The 18,852-nt window shown below is 75.0% G+C and carries 21 protein-coding genes; 10 read left to right on the forward strand and 11 right to left on the reverse strand.

Going from position 1 to position 18,852, the window contains the following annotated elements:
• The 4 genes from KIK08_RS27940 to KIK08_RS27955 form a co-directional block, all read left to right on the forward strand.
• On the forward strand, nucleotides 1-538 hold a 538-nt coding region (locus tag KIK08_RS27940; RefSeq protein ID WP_214406256.1), incomplete at its 5' end, for a helix-turn-helix transcriptional regulator.
• A 117-nt stretch (nucleotides 539-655) separates the two neighbouring features.
• Complete coding sequence (locus KIK08_RS27945) at nucleotides 656-1,885, forward strand: cytochrome P450 (RefSeq protein WP_250557954.1); 1,230 nt, start codon at nucleotides 656-658, stop codon at nucleotides 1,883-1,885.
• A gap of 90 nt (nucleotides 1,886-1,975) precedes the next feature.
• Nucleotides 1,976-3,697, forward strand: a complete 1,722-nt coding sequence (locus KIK08_RS27950) for a class I adenylate-forming enzyme family protein (RefSeq protein WP_308257937.1) — start codon at nucleotides 1,976-1,978, stop codon at nucleotides 3,695-3,697.
• A gap of 140 nt (nucleotides 3,698-3,837) precedes the next feature.
• Nucleotides 3,838-4,068, forward strand: a complete 231-nt coding sequence (locus KIK08_RS27955) for a hypothetical protein (protein ID WP_214406258.1) — start codon at nucleotides 3,838-3,840, stop codon at nucleotides 4,066-4,068.
• A 24-nt stretch (nucleotides 4,069-4,092) separates the two neighbouring features.
• On the opposite strand, the gene KIK08_RS27960 is transcribed toward KIK08_RS27955, so the two are convergent.
• Nucleotides 4,093-4,308, reverse strand: coding sequence for a hypothetical protein (locus KIK08_RS27960; RefSeq protein WP_250557955.1), 216 nt, complete (start codon nucleotides 4,306-4,308; stop codon nucleotides 4,093-4,095).
• Nucleotides 4,309-4,511: 203 nt separating this feature from the next.
• Here KIK08_RS27960 and tenA point away from each other — a divergent pair, with 203 nt between their 5' ends.
• A complete protein-coding gene (tenA, locus tag KIK08_RS27965) occupies nucleotides 4,512-5,189 on the forward strand; it encodes a thiaminase II (protein WP_214406259.1) in 678 nt (225 codons plus the stop codon).
• Between the two features lie 21 nt (nucleotides 5,190-5,210).
• Here tenA and KIK08_RS27970 read toward each other — a convergent pair whose 3' ends face one another.
• The 4 genes from KIK08_RS27970 to lppU all read right to left on the reverse strand — a co-directional run bounded on the left by KIK08_RS27970 (nucleotide 5,211) and on the right by lppU (nucleotide 8,696).
• Complete coding sequence (locus KIK08_RS27970; RefSeq protein WP_214406260.1) at nucleotides 5,211-5,606, reverse strand: phage holin family protein; 396 nt, start codon at nucleotides 5,604-5,606, stop codon at nucleotides 5,211-5,213.
• Complete coding sequence (locus tag KIK08_RS27975; protein WP_214406261.1) at nucleotides 5,606-6,844, reverse strand: serine hydrolase domain-containing protein; 1,239 nt, start codon at nucleotides 6,842-6,844, stop codon at nucleotides 5,606-5,608. The genes KIK08_RS27970 and KIK08_RS27975 overlap by 1 nt, the downstream gene beginning before the upstream one ends.
• A gap of 61 nt (nucleotides 6,845-6,905) precedes the next feature.
• Entirely contained in the window at nucleotides 6,906-7,772 is an 867-nt protein-coding gene (locus KIK08_RS27980) for an LppU/SCO3897 family protein (RefSeq protein WP_214406262.1), read from the reverse strand.
• Nucleotides 7,773-7,823: 51 nt separating this feature from the next.
• A complete protein-coding gene (lppU, locus tag KIK08_RS27985) occupies nucleotides 7,824-8,696 on the reverse strand; it encodes an LppU family putative lipoprotein (protein ID WP_214406263.1) in 873 nt (290 codons plus the stop codon).
• A 537-nt stretch (nucleotides 8,697-9,233) separates the two neighbouring features.
• Here lppU and KIK08_RS27990 point away from each other — a divergent pair.
• The gene (locus KIK08_RS27990) at nucleotides 9,234-10,295 is read left to right on the forward strand and encodes a patatin-like phospholipase family protein (protein WP_214406264.1); all 1,062 of its coding nucleotides are present in this window, start codon (nucleotides 9,234-9,236) and stop codon (nucleotides 10,293-10,295) included.
• Nucleotides 10,296-10,339: 44 nt separating this feature from the next.
• Nucleotides 10,340-12,019: an FAD-binding dehydrogenase gene (locus KIK08_RS27995; RefSeq protein WP_214406265.1), complete on the forward strand. Its 1,680-nt coding sequence runs from the start codon at nucleotides 10,340-10,342 to the stop codon at nucleotides 12,017-12,019.
• Nucleotides 12,020-12,107: 88 nt separating this feature from the next.
• On the opposite strand, the gene KIK08_RS28000 is transcribed toward KIK08_RS27995, so the two are convergent.
• On the reverse strand, nucleotides 12,108-12,290 hold the full coding sequence (locus tag KIK08_RS28000) for a DUF4236 domain-containing protein (RefSeq protein WP_214406266.1): 183 nt from the start codon (nucleotides 12,288-12,290) through the stop codon (nucleotides 12,108-12,110).
• Nucleotides 12,291-12,362: 72 nt separating this feature from the next.
• Nucleotides 12,363-12,734 carry a VOC family protein gene (locus tag KIK08_RS28005; protein WP_214406267.1) on the reverse strand — a complete coding sequence of 124 codons (372 nt, stop codon included), beginning with the start codon at nucleotides 12,732-12,734 and terminating at the stop codon, nucleotides 12,363-12,365.
• 77 nt (nucleotides 12,735-12,811) lie between these two features.
• Here KIK08_RS28005 and KIK08_RS28010 point away from each other — a divergent pair, with 77 nt between their 5' ends.
• A complete protein-coding gene (locus KIK08_RS28010; RefSeq protein WP_214406268.1) occupies nucleotides 12,812-13,723 on the forward strand; it encodes an SDR family oxidoreductase in 912 nt (303 codons plus the stop codon).
• Here the strand turns inward: KIK08_RS28010 and KIK08_RS28015 are convergent.
• Nucleotides 13,714-14,124, reverse strand: a complete 411-nt coding sequence (locus KIK08_RS28015) for a nitroreductase/quinone reductase family protein (RefSeq protein ID WP_214406269.1) — start codon at nucleotides 14,122-14,124, stop codon at nucleotides 13,714-13,716. The two genes, KIK08_RS28010 and KIK08_RS28015, sit on opposite strands and share 10 nt — an antisense overlap.
• A gap of 86 nt (nucleotides 14,125-14,210) precedes the next feature.
• Complete coding sequence (locus tag KIK08_RS28020) at nucleotides 14,211-15,257, reverse strand: alpha/beta fold hydrolase (protein WP_214406270.1); 1,047 nt, start codon at nucleotides 15,255-15,257, stop codon at nucleotides 14,211-14,213.
• A 72-nt stretch (nucleotides 15,258-15,329) separates the two neighbouring features.
• Here KIK08_RS28020 and KIK08_RS28025 point away from each other — a divergent pair, with 72 nt between their 5' ends.
• A complete protein-coding gene (locus tag KIK08_RS28025; RefSeq protein ID WP_308257938.1) occupies nucleotides 15,330-16,052 on the forward strand; it encodes an SGNH/GDSL hydrolase family protein in 723 nt (240 codons plus the stop codon).
• Nucleotides 16,053-16,332: 280 nt separating this feature from the next.
• Here KIK08_RS28025 and KIK08_RS28030 read toward each other — a convergent pair whose 3' ends face one another.
• A complete protein-coding gene (locus tag KIK08_RS28030; RefSeq protein ID WP_214406271.1) occupies nucleotides 16,333-17,094 on the reverse strand; it encodes an SDR family oxidoreductase in 762 nt (253 codons plus the stop codon).
• Nucleotides 17,095-17,222: 128 nt separating this feature from the next.
• Here KIK08_RS28030 and KIK08_RS28035 point away from each other — a divergent pair, with 128 nt between their 5' ends.
• Nucleotides 17,223-18,293, forward strand: coding sequence for a MerR family transcriptional regulator (locus tag KIK08_RS28035; RefSeq protein ID WP_214406272.1), 1,071 nt, complete (start codon nucleotides 17,223-17,225; stop codon nucleotides 18,291-18,293).
• Here KIK08_RS28035 and KIK08_RS28040 read toward each other — a convergent pair.
• The coding region (locus KIK08_RS28040; protein WP_491063189.1) for a type III PLP-dependent enzyme domain-containing protein at nucleotides 18,290-18,852 on the reverse strand (563 nt) is incomplete at its 5' end. The two genes, KIK08_RS28035 and KIK08_RS28040, sit on opposite strands and share 4 nt — an antisense overlap.

An 18,852-nucleotide genomic window follows, 5' to 3' on the forward strand; every position in this document is an offset into this window, starting at 1 on the left:
GGGCGCGTCCGACCCGCTGGCGTGGGGCGAGGTCGTGGCGGCCTTCGGCTACGAGACCGGTGCCCCGGCCGAGGCGGGCGGCCCCTGCGGCTACCGGCAGGCCGAGGCCCGGCTGCGCCGGGCCGAGGCGCTGCTGGGCGCGGGCGCCGCGCACGTCGCGGGCGGCCCGGCGGAGGACGACCTGTGCACCGCCCTGCGGACCGCCGAGCACCTGGGGGCCCGCCCGTTGGAACGGGCGGTGCTGGCGATGGCCGAGCGGGCCGGGCTGCGGCTGCGCGACACCGACCCGGTCCGCCCCACCGGCCCCGACCCCCTCACCCCCAGGGAGCGCTCGGTGCTCACCCTGGTCGCGGAGGGCGGCACGAACCGCCAGGTCGGCCAGGCCTTGTTCATCAGCGAGAAGACGGTCAGCGTGCACCTGTCGCGGGTGATGGCCAAGCTCGGCGCCACGAGCCGTACCGAGGCGGTCACGATCGCGTACGGCCGCGGGCTGCTGTCGGCCCCCACCGGTGGGGAGTTGGCGCGTTCGGACCCTTGAGCCTTACCGGCTGGTAATTAGAGTGGTCTGATCTGTCCCGCCACCGAAAGGTCAGTCATGGCCACGCCGACGACAGCGCACCAGCCCGCTTGGCCAGGACGCCCCAACCTGTCCGACATGGCGAGCTTCTGGAGCCTCCCGATCCCCGAACGGGCCGCGGGGTTCGCCGCGCTGCGCGAGCAGGAGCCGATCGCCTTCTACGAGGAGCCGCAGTTCTCCATCCTCCCGACCGGACCGGGCTACTGGGCCCTCACCCGGCTCGACGACGTGGTGGAGGCCAGCCGGACACCGTCGATCTTCACCTCGGGCAGTGGGGCCACCTCGGTCACCGACCTGCCGCCGGAGTTCAACGAGTTCTTCGGCTCGATGATCAACATGGACGACCCGCGGCACGCCCGGCTGCGCCGCATCGTCTCCCGCGGGTTCACCCCGCGCCGGCTGAGCCTGCTCACCGACGACGTGCACCGCGTCGCCACCCAGATCGTCGACGACGTCATCGAGAAGGGCGAGTGCGACGCCGTCACCGAGATCTCGGCGAAGCTCCCGCTGGCGATCGTGTGCGACATGATGGGCGTGCCGGCCAGCCAGTACGACTTCGTCTTCGACCGGTCGAACATCGTGCTGGGGGCCGGCGACCCGGAGTACGTGCCCGAGGGCGCCGACATCATCACGGCGCTGCTGACCGCGGGCGGCGAGCTGGCCGAGCTGATGAAGGACCTGGGCCGCCACCGCGCCGAGAACCCGACCGACGACGTCACCTCGGCCCTGGTCAACGCCGAGATCGACGGCGAGCGGCTCACCCCCGACGAGCTGGCGTCGTTCTTCATCCTGCTGGTCGTGGCGGGCAACGAGACCACCCGCAACGCCACCAGCTGGGGCCTGCAGCTGCTCACCGAGAACCCCGACCAGCGCGCCACCTGGCTGGCCGACCTGGACAAGGTCACCCCGACGGCCGTCGAGGAGATCGTCCGCTGGGCCTCGCCGGTGATCTTCATGCGGCGCACCCTGGCCACCGACGCCGTGCTCGGCGGGCAGCCGATGTCCGAGGGCGAGAAGGTGCTGCTGTTCTACTGGGCCGCGAACCGCGATCCGAAGCACTTCGCCGACCCCGACAAGTTCGACGTGCTGCGCTCGCCGAACCCGCACGTCGGCTTCGGCGGTCCGGGTCCGCACTTCTGCATGGGCGCGCACCTGGCCCGCCGGGAGATGTCGGTGATGTTCCGCGAGCTGCTCACCCGCGTCCCGGACATCCACGCCACCGGCGAGCCGCAGCGGCTGCAGTCGATGTTCATCAACGGCATCAAGCACCTGCCGGTGTCGTTCACCCCGGGCCGGCGCAGCAGCTGACCGGCCCTCCCCCGCGACGCCCCTCCCCCGCGACGCCCCTCCCCCCACGACGCCCCTCCCCCCACGACGCAGAGCCAACGGAGGCGATCTGTGACCGAGACCGTGCAGCAGGCCCAGCACCGGACCACCCTGGAGTACCCGGAGGTCCCGGTCGGGGCGATCGTCGCCGGGGCCGCCCGCCGCTGGGGCGACCGGGTCGCGCTGCACTTCCTCGGCCGCGAGCTCACCTTCGCCGGCATCTACGAGCGGGCGTGCGCGTTCGCCAACGCGCTGCGCGCGGCGGGGGTCGGGCGCGGCGACGTGGTGGCCCTGCACCTGCCCAACTGCCCGCAGTACCCCGTGGCCTACTACGGGACGCTGCTGGCGGGGGCCACGTTCTCGCCGGCCAACCCGCTGCTGCCGGCGGCCGACCTGGCCGCCCAGCTGGCCGACTGCGGGGCCGTCGCGGTGGTCGGCTGGGTGCCGGCGGCGCCGGTGCTGGCCGCGGTGCGGGAGCGCACGGACGTGCGGCTGGTCCTGCTGACCGACCGCGCGCAGGGGCTCGACCCGGCCCACCGGGTCGAGCTCGACGCGGTGCCCGGCGCCGTCGACTTCGAGGCGTTCCACGCCGGCGCCCCGACGACCGACCCGCACGTCGAGGTCGACGTCCACCGCGACCTGGCGCACCTGGCCTACACCGGGGGCACCACGGGCCGCAGCAAGGGCGTTCAGCTGCCGCACCGCAACGTCGTGGTCAACTCGCTGCAGTACGCGTGCTGGGGCAGCGGCGCCGAGCCGCGCGTCGACGGGCACGGCGGGCTGTGGATCGAGCAGGTCGGCGACCCCGAGGAGTTCCCCACCCCGCTCGGGACGGGGGTGGCCATCAACCTCACCCCGTGGTTCCACGCCATGGGCACGATCGGCGGGATGAACATCCCGCAGCTCACCGGCTCGACGACGGTGCTGCACGAGCGCTTCGACCCGGCCGCCTACCTGGCCGACGCGGAGAGGTTCCGGGTGACGGGGTTCGGCGGCGCCCCGCCGCTGTACGCCGCCCTGGTGCGCCACCCCGACTTCGCCACGCGCGACCTGTCGTCGGTGCGGGCGGTCTCCTCCGGTGCGGCGCCGCTGCCCGTGGAGATCATCCGGGCACTGCGCGCCCGGCTGGGCGAGGACGTGCCGATCTCCGAGGGCTACGGGCTCACCGAGGTGACGATGGGCGCCACATCGGCCCCGCCGGGGAGGTCGGCGCTGCGCAAGATCGGCTCGGTGGGGGTGCCGGTGTTCGACACCGAGGTCCGCGTCGTCGACCCCGCGGGCACCGACCTCGAGCCGCTGCCCGTCGGGGAGGCCGGCGAGGTGGTCATCCGGGGGCCGCAGGTGATGGTCGGCTACCGCAACCGACCCGAGGAGAACGCCGCCACGCTGGTCGACGGCTGGCTGCGCACCGGTGACGTCGGCGTGCTCGACGAGGACGGGTACCTGTCGATCGTCGACCGCAAGAAGGACATGCTGCTCTACAAGGGCTACAACGTGTACCCGCGCAAGCTGGAGGAGCTGCTGCACCAGCAGCCGGGTGTGCTGGGCGCGGCGGTGGTCGGGCGCCGCGACCCGGAGGTCGGCGAGCTGCCCGTGGCGTTCGTCGTGGCCCCGGCGATGCCCGAGGAGGCCAGGGCGACGCTGCTGGAGCGCGTGAACGCGGAGTTGGTGCCCTACAACCGCATCCGGGAGGTCCACTTCGTCGACGAGATCCCGGTGTCGGCCGCGGGCAAGGTGCTCAAGCGCGAGCTCCGCGAGCGGTTGACGAGCCCGGACGTGAACACGAACGGGTGACACCCCGTTACGGACGCTGACCGTCCGGCGATCTCACTGTCGAACGGTCGCCGGCTCGCGCGGGCCCCGACCGGTCGCGTCGGACCGCCGGGCCGGGCGGTCCGGCGGTCGTCGTCCCTGCTCACGAACCGGGATCCGCCATGCCCGACACCGCGCACCCCGCCGCCCCGCGCACCGCGCGTGGCGGCCAGCACCGCCGCCCGCCACGCCCCCGCTCCCGCCGGGGCGTGGACCTGCTGGCGCGGGCCGGCGCGGTGGTGACGCTGGCGTCGCTGCTGGTGCTCGGGATCGCCGTGGCCGGCGCCGTCGACGGCGTCGGGTCGGCACGCCCGGCCACGCCGACCGTCACGGTGACGATCGCCGACCGCTGACCGCTGACGCGCCGCAGGGGCGGTCTAGGCTGCCTCCCCCTGGGCGATCGGCGTCTTGAGGACGTGGTCGACCAGGCGCATCACCAGCGCGCCCCCGCCCAGCCGGTATCCGAACTCCTCCCAGGTGAGCAGCTCCCGGGAGAGCACCTCACCGACGGGGCCCGGGTACAGGCGCGTCACGCGGAACGCGGCTGCGCGCAGCCGCATCTTCTCGTGATGGTCCATCGGGACGGGGATCATCGCAATCACCTCCGCAGGGATGGTGCGGTCCGGTGCGCTGCTCGGCGCTGAGTCGCTGCCGTGGAGAGACAATCGTGACCCGGTCGGGTCACCTCCCCGTTTCAGGATACCCAAGAGTGAGCGACGTCTCACCTTGTGACAGCGGCCCGTACTCGGCCCACTACTGAGCGCTTCGCGGCGGCCCGCCCACGTACGGTTCGGGCATGGTGACCGCCGCGACCCGAACCCGCGACCTGCTCTGGTCCGACATCGAGGCCGTCTACGCCGCGATCCTCGACCACCCCTTCCTCGCCGGCCTCGCCGACGGCACGCTGCCGCGCGCCGCCTTCCGGCACTACGTCGTCCAGGACTCGCACTACCTGCGCGGCTACGCCAGGGCACTGGCGGTGTGCGCGGCCAAGGCCCCGGACGACCGCGGCACCGCGCTGTTCGCCGCGGGCGCCGGCAACGCCGTCGCCGCCGAGCAGGGCATGCACGCCGGCCTGCTCGACGGGCTCGGGACGACCGCGCGGGCCGCGGCGGCCGAGCCGGTCGCCCCGACCACCCAGGCCTACCTCAGCTACCTGCTCGCGACCGCGTACGGCGGCTCGTTCCCGGAGGCCCTCGGGGCCGTGCTGCCCTGCTACTGGATCTACGCCAGGGTGGGCGCCGACCTGGTCGACCGCGGCTCGCCCGACCCGCTGTACGCCGAGTGGATCGCGATGTACGGCGGCGAGCGGTTCCAGGCCGTCGTCGACGAGGTGCTCGACCTCACCGACCGCGTCGGCGCCGACCTGGCGCCGGGCGAGCTCGCCGCGATGCGCCGGCACTTCGCCACGACGTCGCGCTACGAGTGGATGTTCTGGGACGCCGGGTACCGGCGCGAGACCTGGCCGGTCTGACGCGTCAGCGCTCGTCGTACCTCAGCGCTCGTCGTAGCGGTCGGGGATGGCCACGTGCAGCACGAACGAGATGACGCCGACGACGATCGCGCCGAAGAACGCCGCCCAGAACCCGGACACCTCGAACGGCAGCCCGACGCCGTCGGCGATCGCGCCCACCAGCAGGAACAGCAGCGCGTTCACCACCAGGCTGATCAGGCCGAGGGTCAGCACGTAGAACGCGCAGCCGACGACCTTGATGAGCGGCTTGAGCACGGCGTTGACGATGCCGAAGATCAGCGCCACGCCGAGCAGCGTGCCGATGCCGCTGGCCGTGGTGGGCGACTCCACCTCGATGCCGGGCACGATCAGCGTCGCCACCCACAGCCCGACGGCGATGACGACGATGCGGATGGTCAGGGCGAGGGCGTTGGGCATCAGTCCACCAGGGCCTGTTGGACCAGCGTGCGCAGCTGGGGGCGGATGGGGTAGGTGCTCGAGGGCATCAGCTGGGTGAAGAACAGTGCGGTGACGTCCTCGACGGGGTCGACGTAGAACGCCGTGCTGGCCAGCCCGCCCCAGGCGTACTCGCCGGGGCTGGTGAGCGACTTCGAGCCGGCCGCGTCCAGCACCACCGAGAAGCCCAGCCCGAAGCCGACGCCGGTGGTCTCGGACTCGGCGCTGATCGGGCGGCCGACCGCCTTGAGGTCCTGCCCGCCGGGCAGGTGGTTGCGGGTCATGTAGGCGACCGTGCGCGGGCCCAGCAGCCGCTCGCCGTCGAGCTCGCCGCCGCGGCGCAGCATCTGCGTGAAGCGGTGGTAGTCGGCCGCGGTGCCGACCAGGCCGCCCCCGCCGCCGAGGAACACCGGCTGCCGGGTGGCGCCGGCGCCCATCCGGTCGTGGCGGCGGATGCGCCCGCCGTTGCCCGGGTCGGGGATGTAGAGCGCGGCGAGGCGGTCGTGGTCGTCCTCGGCGGCCCAGAACGCCGTGTCGGTCATCCCCAGCGGCGCGAAGACCTCCTCGGCGAAGAACCTGTCGAGGGTCTTGCCCGAGACGACCTCCACGATGCGGCCCAGCACGTCGGTGGCGACGGAGTAGTTCCACTCGGTGCCGGGCTGGAACACCAGCGGGATGCCGGCCCAGGTGTCGCAGGCCCCGGCCAGGTCCATGCCCTTGGGCACGCCGAACTCGTGGCCCGCGTTGCGGTACATCTCGTCGACCGGGTGGGCGTGGTGGAAGCCGTAGGTGAGCCCGGACGTGTGGCTGAGCAGGTGCCAGACGCGCATCGGCTCGGTGACCGGGACGGTGGCCGGGTTGGCGGCCGGGCCGGCCACGTACACCCGCTGCTGGGCGAACGACGGGATGAACCGGGAGACCGGGTCGGTGAGCGCGAGCAGGCCGCGCTCGTAGAGCATCATCACCGCCACCGAGGTGATCGGCTTGGTCATCGAGTAGTAGCGCCAGAGGGTGTCGTCGGCGACGGCACGGCCGGCCTCGACGTCGGCCAGCCCGTGGTGGGTCAGGTGCGCGACCTTGCCGCGCCGGGTGACCGCGACGGTCCAGCCCGCCAGGCGGCCGTCGTCGACGTAGCGGCGGAAGTGGTCGTCGATGCGCGCCAACCGGGCCGCGTCGAAGCCCACCTCGTCGGGTTCGGTGTCCACCTTGAGCTGCGCCACGAGCCCGACACTACCGTCGGTGGATCACCGCGGGACAGTCCTCGCCGAACGGCGGCGGGGCTCAGAGCTCCCGCGCGCAGACGATGAAGTCGCGCACGTCGTAGGGCAGTCCGGCCCCGGTGGAGCACTCCCCCGCGTCGACCGTGCCGCGCAGCGTCTCGGCGGCCCGCACCGTCCGGGAGCCGGGCGGGGCGGCGCAGTCGACGCGCACCGGGGTGGCGGACAGGTCGAAGCAGTCGCCCTCGACCCAGTCGATGTCCAGGCACACCGCCACCGCCGGCGCACCGTCGGCGACCTGGGTGAAGGCGTTGTCGACGTCGCCGGGGCACGTCGCGGTCGTCGACCCGGTGCCCACCACCTTGAAGTTGGCCCGCGGGCTGCCGCAGTCGGCCGGCTCGACCGTCGGGCCGGACTCCGCGCCGGTCTCGGCGACGCTGACGCAGTCGCCGGTGGCCAGGTCGGCGGCGCTCGTCCCGCCGGAGCCGGCCCCGAGGATGACCCACAGCCCCAGCCCCGCGACGCCCAGGAACAGCAGGCCCACCACCACGCCGACCGCGATCAGCGCGGTGCCGGGCCGGCCCGGCGTCGGCGCGGGCGGCACCGGGCCGGGCGGGGTGAACCGGGCCCGGGGCAACCCGAACTCGTCGCGCTCGACCGCGGGCTCGGGGGGCGCGCGGCGCGGTCGCGCCGACGGCGTGCCCCCCGGCCGGGCCCGACCCGGGCCCGACGGCGGCCCGAACCGGCGCAGCACGCTGCGGCGCAGATCGCGGGTGACCTCCCCGGAGACGTCCGGGCCGCCGTCCCGCCCCGGCTTGCGCAGGTGGCGGGTGACCTCCTCGGAGCCGCGGGGCACCACCCGGGTGACCTCGTCGTCCGCGCCGGCCGGCTCGTCGCCTCCCCCTGGCGACCCCGCAGCCGATCCCGTCATGCGTCCCCCTCCGGCACGCTCGTCCGCCCACCCCCGGGCGGAGCACCGCGGTCAGACCTGGTCGAGGCAGACGACCATCTTGCGGTTGTCGTAGGTGTAGGCGCCCTCCGGGCACTGCGAGGCGTCCGTGGTGCCGGTGATCGTCTCCCCGACCCGCACCGTGTCCAGCCCCTGCGACGTGCAGGCGACCCGCTCCGGCAGCTCGCCGGACATCTCGAAGCAGTCGCCCTGGACCCAGTCGATGTCCAGGCACAGCGCGCCCTGCTCGACGTTGTTGCGGGTCTCGTAGAACCACTGGTCGGAGTCCGGGGAGCACTCGTCGGAGCTCTCCGTCTTGGCGGTGACGATGAAGGTGGGCCCGTCGCTGCCGCAGGCGGCCTCCTCGACCGTGGCGTCGAAGGTCGTGCCGCCGAGGCTCACGCACTCGCCCACCTCGACGTCGACGGCGTTCACGTCGCCGGTCTCCGCCGGGGTGGGGCTCGGCGGAGCGACCGGTGCGGCCGGCGCCGCCGCGGACGGGCCGCCGGGCGTCACCGGCGTGCTGCCCTTGTCCGCCGCGCCGGGACCGGCCAGGAAGTACCAGGCCGCGCCACCGCCGCCGAGCAGCACGACGACGGCGACCACGATGCCGATGATCATGCCCTTGGTGGAGGAGGGCCCGGGCGGGCCGCCGCCGGGCGGCTGGAACGGCGGGTACTGGCCGGGCCCCGGGCCGGGCCACCCGCCGCCCTGCTGCGGGGGCCAGCCACCGCCCTGGCCGGGCTGCGGCTGCGGGTAGCCGCCGCTCTGGCCGGGGTACCCGCCGGCGGGCGGCCCGTACTGGGTGCCGCCGGGACCGTGCTGCGGGTAGCCCCCCGGGGTGTTCACCGGTCTGGTGGGCCCGTCGGCTCCCGCCTGGCCGCCGTACTGCCCGGGTGTCGTCATGCCGTTCCCCTCAACGTCTCGTCGCGACCGCCGCCCCGGCTCGTGCTCCGGGTGCGGCACCAGGTCTCCCCGTCGGATCCGGCGTGCGGACCGCGATGGCGCCGGAGCCCGGCGCGCCGACCGGTGTCGCGGCCGGTCGGCCGGGTGTCGTGCAGCGGTGTTGCGTGCAGCGGGTGTTGTGCAGCGATGTCGAGCGGTGGATCGCCCGGCCCCCGCCGGGCCGGGTCGCCGACGGGATCAGCGCCGGCCGGGCACCCCCGCGTCGCGCGCGCGGACCCAGCGCGACAGTAGGGATACCAACTCACCCGGGTGGGTGACCAGCGAGATCGGCCGGTTGGCGATTCCCGCCACCCCGGCGGCGCGGATCGGGGGTGTTGCGGGTGCCCGCGCGGCTGCCGATACTGGACGGGCCGGCACGAGCCCGTCCTCCGCTCGGTGCACCCCCGCGTGGGGGTCCTGTCATGGGCGTCCTTCTGGTGATCCGCCGCCGGGCGCGCCCGCGCGGGACAGAGGACGGTAAGTCCGCGGGAAGGGTCGATGGCAGCTCCGGAACCGGATCGTTACCGCCGCGCGCCGACCCGCCACGCGAACCCGCACCCCAGCCGCCGCCCCCGGCGCTGGCGGGTTCCCGCCACCGTGATCCCGGACACGCCCGCCGCCGCGCTGCCCGGCGACGACGAGGTCCTGCGGGTGCTCGCGCTCAGGCGCGACCACGGCCACCGCGACGACGGCCACCGCGTCGCGCTCGTCGTCGGCGGCGGGGGCATGCGCGGCGCCTACTCCGGGGGCATGGCCCACGCGCTGGAGGACGCCGGGCTCACCGGCTGGTTCGACGCCGTCTACGGCAGCTCCGCGGGGGCCTTCGTCGGGTCCGGCGCCCTGCTGGGCAGCGGCCGCGGCTCGGCGCACATCTTCTTCGAGGACATGGCCTGCCGCGAGTTCATCGATCCGCGCCGGCTCGGCACCCGGCGCCCGATGGTCTCCCTCGACCACCTGCTCGACCACGTCCTCGTGCACTCCAAGCCGCTGCCCTGGGACCGGCTGCGCGACTCCCCCGTCCCGCTGCGCGTGCTCGCCACCGCCGCCGACGACCTCAGCGCGCACGTGCTGGAGCCGCGCACGTCCGCGGAGTGGAAGCTGGCCCTGCGCGCCACCGCCTCCATCCCGCTGCTGGCCGGGCCGGCCGTCGAGCTGGCCGGGCGGCGCTGGATCGACGGCTCGGTGACCGAGCCGCTGCCGGTGCTGCCGGCCCTGCGCGAGGGCTCGACGCACGTGCTGGCCCTGGTCAACCGCACCGCCCCCGAGCTGCGCCGCGACGCCCCCGCCGGCGGCCCGGCCCGCTGGGCCCGGCTGCTCGACCGGCTCACCCCCGGCCTCGGCTCGATCGCCCAGCAGCAGCACCGCCACGCCGCCGCCGTCGCGCTCATCGACGACGCCGCGCACCCGACCCGCCGCGGCGCGCACCTGCTGCCCGTCGTCCCGGACACCGACGCCGGGGTGCGCGGGCTGACCACCGACCGGGCCCGCGTCGAGCACGCCGCCCGCATCGGCTACCGCTCCCTCACCGCCGCGCTCACCCGGGCCACCGCCGCCGCCTGAGCTCCGCGCTTGACCCCCTTCCGGCCGCCCACCAGGGTTGCGGCATGGACGCCGACGCGATCGTCGTGGGAGCCGGGCTGGCCGGGCTGGCCGCCACCGCCGAGCTCGCCGACGCGGGCAAGAAGGTGCTGCTGCTCGACCAGGAGCCGGAGACGAACCTGGGCGGGCAGGCGTTCTGGTCGTTCGGCGGGCTGTTCCTGGTCGACTCGCCCGAGCAGCGCCGGATGGGCGTGCGCGACTCCCACGACCTCGCCATGCAGGACTGGCTGGGCAGCGCGGGCTTCGACCGCGGCGTCGACGACCCGGCCGGCGAGGACTACTGGGCGCGCCAATGGGCCACCGCCTACCTCGACTTCGCCAACGGCGAGAAGCGGGCCTGGCTGCACGGGATGGGGATGCGCTGGTTCCCCGTCGTCGGCTGGGCCGAGCGCGGCGGCGGCGCGGCCGACGGGCACGGCAACTCGGTGCCCCGCTTCCACATCACCTGGGGCACCGGGCCGGGGGTCGTCGCGCCGTTCGAGCGGCGGGTGCGCGAGGCCGCGGCTAAGGGGCTGGTCGAGTTCCGGTTCCGGCACCGGGTCGACGGGATCACCGCCACCGACGGCGTCGTCGACGGCGTGCGCGGCGCCGTCCTGGAACCCTCCGACGCCGCGCGCGGCACGGCCAGCTCACGCACCGAGGTCGGCGAGTTCGAGCTGCGCGCACCCGCGGTGATCGTCACCTCCGGCGGCATCGGGGCCAACCACGACATGGTCCGGGCTGCCTGGCCCGAGCGGCTCGGCACGCCACCGGAGCACCTGATCTCGGGCGTCCCCGAGCACGTCGACGGCCGCATGCTGGCCATCACCGAGCAGGCCGGCGGGCGGGTGGTGAACCGCGACCGGATGTGGCACTACACCGAGGGCATCGCCAACTGGAACCCGATCTGGGCCCGGCACGGCATCCGGATCCTGCCCGGCCCGTCGTCGATGTGGTTCGACGCCACCGGCCGCCGGTTCGGCGCCCCGAACTACCCCGGCTTCGACACCCTCAGCACGCTCGGCGCGATCACCGCCAGCGGCTACGACCACTCCTGGTTCGTGCTCACCGGCACGATCGTGGAGAAGGAGTTCGCGTTGTCGGGCTCCGAGCAGAACCCCGACCTCACCGGCAAGAGCGTGCTGGGCACGCTGAGCCGGGTCCGCCCCGGGGCCCCGGCCCCGGTGCGGGCGTTCCTGGACAACGGCGAGGACTTCGTCGTCGCCGACACGCTCGAGGAACTGGTCGCCGGCATGAACAAGCTGGCCCGGCCCGGCCGCGACGGCACCGAACCGGTGATCGACCTGGTCGACCTGCAGCGCCAGATCGCCGCCCGCGACCGCGAGATCGAGAACCCGTTCGCCAAGGACCTGCAGATCACCGCGATCCACGGGGCCCGCCGCTACCGGGGCGACAGGCTGGTGCGCACGGCCGCGCCGCACCGGATCCTGGACCCGAAGCACCGGCCGCTGATCGCCGTGCGGCTCAACATCCTCACCCGCAAGACGCTCGGCGGCCTGCAGACCGACCTGTCCGGCCGGGTCCTCGACGCCGCCGGCAAGCCCCTGCCCGGGCTGTACGCGGCGGGCGAGGTGGCCGGCTTCGGCGGTGGCGGCGTGCACGGCTACCGCGCGCTGGAGGGCACGTTCCTGGGCGGCTGTCTCTTCTCCGGCCGCCAGGCCGGCCGCGCCGTCGGCCTCCTCTGACCCCGGTCCCGGCCCCGAACGTCGGGAAAGCCACCTCCAGGACGTCTGGCGTCCTGAAGGTGGCTTTCCCGGCACGGGACGGCGGGGGTCAGCGCCGGCGGCGGCCGCCGGACTCCACGTAGCCGGGGCCGGGGGTGTCGAGGGTGTGGCGCCGGGTGCGCGAGTTCCACGACCAGCGGCCGATGCTCAGGCCCCACGACGAGAACCCGTTCTCGGTGAAGTTGAAGCGGAACGGCCCGAAATTTCGCGACTTGCGGAACCGGTACCTCATGGCCCCTCTCCTGTCCGGGATGGCTCGGGAATGACGCTGCGTCGACCGGTCAGTACCCGAACGCGTGAACCGCTACACGGAGTGAATCGCCGTGGTCAGGTTGACGGGGTTGCCGTCGGGGTCCTGGACGTGGGCCACCCGCTGCCCCCAGGGCATGTCGTTCGGCGGGCCGGACACCTTCCCGCCGAGCTCGGCGACGCGGTCGAGCAGCGCGTCGACGTCGGGGACGTCGATGCTGATCAGGACGCGCGGCGCGGTGTCGGGGTCGATCGAGTCGTCGGCGACGACGCCGATCTCGGCGTCGTCGACCTTCAGCCCGAGGAAGAAGACCGGGCCGTCCTCGGGTACCCGGCGGATCTCGGTGGCCCCGAGCAGGCCGGTGTAGAAGGCGGCGAGGCGCTCCGCGTCGGTGGTCATGATGATCGGCTGGATCGTCGTGGGCATGCGGGTGTGACCCGCCGGCGGGGCCGCACTCATCGGTGGCGCCGGAACTGTCGGTGGCCGCGCCTACCGTGCCGGCCATGGCGGGAACACTCTCAGGACGGGTCGCCCTGGTCGCGGGGGCGACGAGGGGCGCGGGGCGGGGGATCGCGACCGCGCTCGGCGAAGCGGGGGCCACGGTCTACGTCACCGGCCGCAGCGGCGGCGGCCAGCGGTCCGAGATGGACCGCCCGGAGACCATCGAGGAGACGGCCGAACTGGTCGACCGGGCCGGTGGCAGGGGCATCCCGGTCCGGGTCGACCACCTCGTCCCCGACGAGGTGCGTGCGCTCGTCGAGCGCATCGAGCGCGAGCAGGGCGCGCTGCACGTGCTCGTCAACGACATCTTCGGGGCCAACCGGATCGAGTGGGACGCCACGGTCTGGGAGTCCGACCTCGACCACGGCCTGCACATGCTGCGGCTGGCCGTCGAGACGCACGCCATCACCAGCCACTTCGCGATCCCGCTGCTGATCAAGACGCCCGGCGGGCTGGTCGTCGAGGTGGGCGACGGCACCACCGAGTACAACGACCGCACCTACCGGGTGTCGTTCTTCTACGACCTGGCCAAGGTCGCGGTGAACCGGATGGGCTTCGCACTGGGCCACGAGTTGGCCGGCCACGACGCCACCGCCGTCGCGCTGACGCCGGGCTGGTTGCGTTCGGAGGCGATGCTGGAGGCGTTCGGCGTCACCGAGGAGAACTGGCGCGACGCCATCGAGGGACGTCCCGGCTTCGAGGTGTCCGAGACACCGCTCTACGTGGGTCGCGCGGTCGCCGCGCTGGCCGCCGACCCGGACGTCGCCCGGTGGAACGGTCGGTCGCTGTCCAGCGGACAGCTGGCCGAGGTCTACGGCTTCACCGACGTCGACGGCAGCGCGCCGGACGTCTGGCGCTACATCACCGAGGTCCGCGAGGGCGGGAAGGAGGCCGAGGCGGACGACTACCGCTGAGGCTCCCGGCGCAGCAGCAGGAACGAGTCGGCCTTGATGACCCGCTCGGCCACCCACCACGTGGCGCGCCCGTAGAAGGCCCGCGCCCGGGCCCGGTCGATCACCTCGGGCGCGGTGACGTCGTGGTCGACGCCCTTCCACCGCACCCGGCAGCCCCCGGCGGCGAGCACGTTGCGCACCCAGTTGGTGCCCGACCCCCAGGGCAGCGTCACCACGAACGCCTCCGGGGTCACCAGCAGCGCCACCGGCACCGCGAGGTCACGCCCGGTGCGCCGGCCGCGGTGGTGCACCACGGCCCACAGCGGGAAGAACCGCCGCCCGGCGAACGCGCGGGCGAGCGGGGTGGTGAGGCGGGTGATGCGCCACGAGGTTCCGGAGGGCGCCGGTGCTGTCGTCGTCATGGGTGCGATGGTCGTCGGGCGGGTCAGGGTGCCGCTTCCCGGCGATCCGCCATCGCGCCCTGGCGGATCACCGCCACTGCGGGCCGTCAGACGATCCCCCGGCGCAGGGCGTAGGCGGTGGCGTCCGCGCGACCCCGCGCACCGATCTTGCGGTAGAGGTTCGCCGTGTGCCGCTCGACGGTGTGCACCGCGATCCCGAGCCCGCGGGCGATCTCGGCGTTGGAGTCGCCGGCCGCCACCCGCCGCAGCACCTCCAGCTCCCGCTCGGACACGCCGTCCGGGCGGGCGACCGGGTCCGCGGGCGCCGGGCCGGTCCGTCCGGTCAGCAGGAACCGCGAGACCAGGTCGAGGTCGGAGCCACCGTCGTGCAGGAACAGCGTGGGCGTCGTCCCCGGCAGCACCCGCAGCGTCGCGTCGGGGAGGGCGTCGGCGAGGCGCCGGGAGACCTCCACCGGGATCTGCCCCTCGCCCTGCCGGTGCAGCACGAGGGTCGGCGCGAGCACCTCGGGCAGCAGGTCGGTCACGTCGATGGCGGCGGCCGCGGCGAACCAGGCCGCGGCCACCGCCGGGGTCGCCGCCGTGCGGAACACCTCGGCGACCAGCCGGCCGTTCTCGCCGGCCGACCAGCCCAGCCAGGCGTGCGCGGCGGACTCGGCGAAGAGATCCCAGTCCTGCTCGACCAGCGACAGCAGGGCCTGGGTCTGGGCGGGGCCCAGCGCGTCGCGCAGGCGGGGCGCGCCGCCGAACACCACGAGCCGCCGCACCCGATCGGGGTGGCGGGCGGCGAAGGCCAGCGCGGTGGGCGCGGAGTGGTAGTAGCCCAGGAGCGCTGCCCGGTCGAGCGCGGCGGCGTCCAGGACGGCGTGCAGGTCGCGCAGGTGGGCGTCGACGCCCAGGTCGTCGAGGGCGACGCGGCGGTCGGAGCTGCCCATGCCGCGGGAGTCGTAGAGCACGAGGGTGTGCGCGCGGGCCAGGCGCTCGTAGGTGGCCCGCAGGACCGGCACCCGCCACTGGGCGACGAGGTTGCCCAGCGAGGGCAGCCAGACCAGCGGCGGCCCGCTGCCGAGGACCTGGTAGGCGACGGTGACACCGTCGGCGGTGCGCGCGTACCTCAGCTCCGGCCCGGGCTCCACGCCCGCGATTCTGCCGGGCCGCACGACCTCGGACGGGCGGGCCGGGCCGATCACGCTGTTAGCGTCGACGGCGTGGGTGGGGTGCGGGTGCGGCTGTCGCGGCCGGCGGCGGTCCTCATGGCGCCGGTGCTGCTCGGGCAGGGCGTGCGGGTGCGCAGGCGCATCCCCGTGCTGCCCGAGGCCGACGGCCCGCGCGCGGGCAGCACGGCCGGAGGCACGCCGCTCGCGCTGGTGGTGCTCGGCGAGTCCACGGCCGCCGGGGTCGGCGTCGCGCGCATCGAGGACGGGCTGGGCACCCGGCTCGCCCACGAACTGGCCGCCCGGGTCGGGCGGCGGGTCGACTGGCGGGTGTCGGCCCGCGCCGGCTCCACGGCCCGGCGGGCCCGCGCCGACCTGCTGCCCGCGGCGCTGGCCGAGCCGTCCGACATCGCCGTGATCGTCCTCGGCGTCAACGACACCCTCGGCCTGACCGGGCGCGGCGCGTGGCGGCGGGACGTCGCCGCGATCGTCGCCGCGCTGCGCGCGGCGCAGCCCCCCGGTGGGCGGGTGGTCCTGACCGGCGTGCCCGACCTCGGCACCTTCCCCGCGCTGCCCCGGCCGCTGCGCACGGTGCTGGGCTGGCACTCCCGCGCCCTCGACCGCGAACTGCGGACCATCGCCCGCGCCCCCGGCGTCCTGCACGCCGCGGTGCCGGCCGTGTCGGGCGTCGACGCCCTGGCCACCGACGGCTTCCACCCCGGCGCCACGTCGTACCGGGAGTGGGCGGCGGACCTGGCCCTGCGACTCGCCCCCTGAGCCCCCGCCCACGGCTGTGGTGAGCGCCGAAGGCAAGCCCGGGCGCGCGTAGCGCGCCCACACCCCCTGCGAGGAGGGCCCTGCCGTCACGTCGGCCCGGCCATTGCAGCGCCTGCGGCAGGGGAGCACTCGGGAGAGGTGTCGACGCTGCGCGCCCACGGGGCCGCCCCAGCCCTGCGAGAACACGCCAGCCCGCGCCCCCAGCCGTCGAGAACGACGTTGTCGTGATCAACAGGCCCTGTTGATCACGACAAGTTCGTTTTCGACGGGCTGGGGACGATCAGGGCCCGCCGCCGGTGGAGTTGACGACCTCGCCGGTCACCCAGCCGGCGTCGGGGCCGGCGAGCCAGCCGATCAGCCGGGCGGCGTCCTCCGGGGTCCCCCAGCGGCCCATCGGCTCCACCTCCAGCACCGCCTGCTCGGTCTCCGGGTCGGGCCAGCCGGTGTCGGTCGCCCCCGGGTTGACCGTGTTGACCGTGATCCCGCGCGGGGCCAGGTGCGCGGCCAGGCTCGCGGTGAGCTGGTGCAGCGCGCCCTTCGAGGCGATGTAGGGCAGTTCGCCGGGCATGGGGCCGCGGTGCTGGCCGGATGTCATCAGGACCACCCGGCCGGGGTGGGTGCCGTCGTGCGTGGCGGCGAACTCCTTGACCAGCAGCAGCGTCGCGCGCGTGTTGACCGCGTAGCTCAGGTCGATCTCGGCGGCGGTGAGGTGCTCGAGGTCCTGGCTGCTGCTGCGGGCGTGGTTGGCGACCAGCACGTCGACGCCGCCGAAGCGCTCGGCGGCCGCGGCGACGACCCGCCGCGGGGCGTCCGGGTCGGCGAAGTCGGCCTCGACGTGCGCGACGGCCCGCCCGAGCGCGGTCAGCTCGTCGACCAGCGGGGCGGGCCAACCGGGGTCGACGCCCCACGGCTGCTCGGCGTCGTGCGGCGACCAGGACTGCAGCAGCAGGTCGACGCCGGCGGCGGCGAGCCGGCGGGCGATCGCGGTGCCGATGCCGATGCGCCGGCCGACTCCGGTGACGATGGCAACGGGTGCGCGCACGCGGCCCAACCTGCCCCACGGGCCGCCACCACGGCCACCGCTTTCCGGTGCCGGCTTGACCTTCACCGAAGGGCAGGGCCGACGGTCGGAGGGCCGGGTGACCAGCACCCGGCGACGAGGAGGACGCGGTGGAGCTGCTGACCATCGGGGCGTTCGCCCGCGCGTGCGGGCTCTCGCCCAAGGCCCTGCGGCTCTACGCGGAGCTGGGGCTGGTCACGCCGGCGGTCGTCGACGAACGCACCGGCTACCGGCACTACCGGCGCGACCAGCTGGAGCACGCGCTGCTGGTGGCCTGGCTGCGCCGGATCGGCATGCCGCTGGCCCGCATCAGGGTGGTGACCGGCCTGTCCCGGCCGGCGGCCGCCCGCGAGGTCGCGGCCTTCTGGCGCGAGGTCGAGGCCGACGTCGCCGCGCGCCGCCCGCTCGCGTCCTTCCTCGTCGACCACCTCACCGGGAAGGGACCCGACATGACCGACACCCCACGCCCCCTCGTGCTGCGCTGCGCGGCCCGCACCGACCGCGGGCTGGTGCGCCCGCTGAACCAGGACGCGGCGCTGGCCGGTGAGCGGGTGCTCGCCGTCGCCGACGGGTTCGGCCCCTCCGGGGAACGGGCCAGCAGCCTCGCCGTCGAAACGCTGGTGGACGGCCCGCCGGCCACCGGCGACGTGCTCGGCGCGCTGCGGGTGGCCACCGACCGCGCCGAGGCGTCGGTGCGGCTGCTCACCGCCGACGAGCCGGAACCGGGCTCGGGGACGACGCTCACCGCGCTGGCCTGGTCGGGTTCGGAGCTGGCGCTGGTGCACATCGGCGACTCCCGCGCCTACCTGCTGCGCGACGGTGAGCTGACCCGGCTCACCCACGACCACACGCTCGTCCAGGCCATGGTCGACGAGGGCCGGCTCAGCGCGGCGGAGGCCGAGTCGCACCCGCAGGCCACGAGGCTGGTCCGGGCCCTGCACGGGAGCGCCGACCCGGCCGCGTCCCGGCCCGACTCGCTGCTGCAGCAGGCCCGCGCGGGCGACCGCTACCTGCTGAGCACCGACGGCCTGCACCGGGTGCTGCCCGACGACGTGCTGCGCGCGGTGCTCGTCGAGGTGGCCGATCCGGAGGCCGCGCTGGACGAGCTGGTGCGCCGGGTGCACGCGGCCGGGGCGCCGGACAACGTCTGCTGCGCGCTCGCCGACGTCGTCGCCGCCTAGCGGTTGGCGCCCCGCGCCGCGACGGCCCACCGGTCGACCGGCGCGCCGTCGCGCAGCACGACCAGGTCGTCGGCGAGGTTGACCGCGGCGCAGACGTGGTTGGGCGCCACGCGCACGACGTCGCCGAGCCGGACCGGCGGGTGGGCGTCGAACCGCACCGTGGCGTGGTGCTCGGACAGCGCCACGACGCGGGCGTCGGGGTGGTCGGGCAGCCGGCCCCCGCCGCTCGCCCAGGCCGGCTGGTCGGCGCCGAGCACCTTGCTGCCGGTGTCGAGCACGGCCTGCCGGCCCGTCGCGCTCACCACCGTGCCGACTGCGGTGAGCGCGACGTCGGACCAGTCGCAGGAGCCGAGCTCGACCTGCTGGGCGTCGTTGAGCGCGGAGACGCCGGGGCGCACCTCGGTGAGCACGCTCCCGTCGGTGGCGTCGAGGGTGGGGGTGGAGCCGCCGCTGCGCAGCGGGCCGGGCAGGTCGACGGCGCCGAGCGCGCGGGCCTCGTCGGCCGCGGCGGCGTGGCGCCGCCCGGGGCCGTAGCCGTGGCCGGGGAAGGTGAACGCCC

Source organism: Pseudonocardia lacus, assembly GCF_018531445.1.
GTDB lineage: Bacteria > Actinomycetota > Actinomycetes > Mycobacteriales > Pseudonocardiaceae > Pseudonocardia > Pseudonocardia lacus.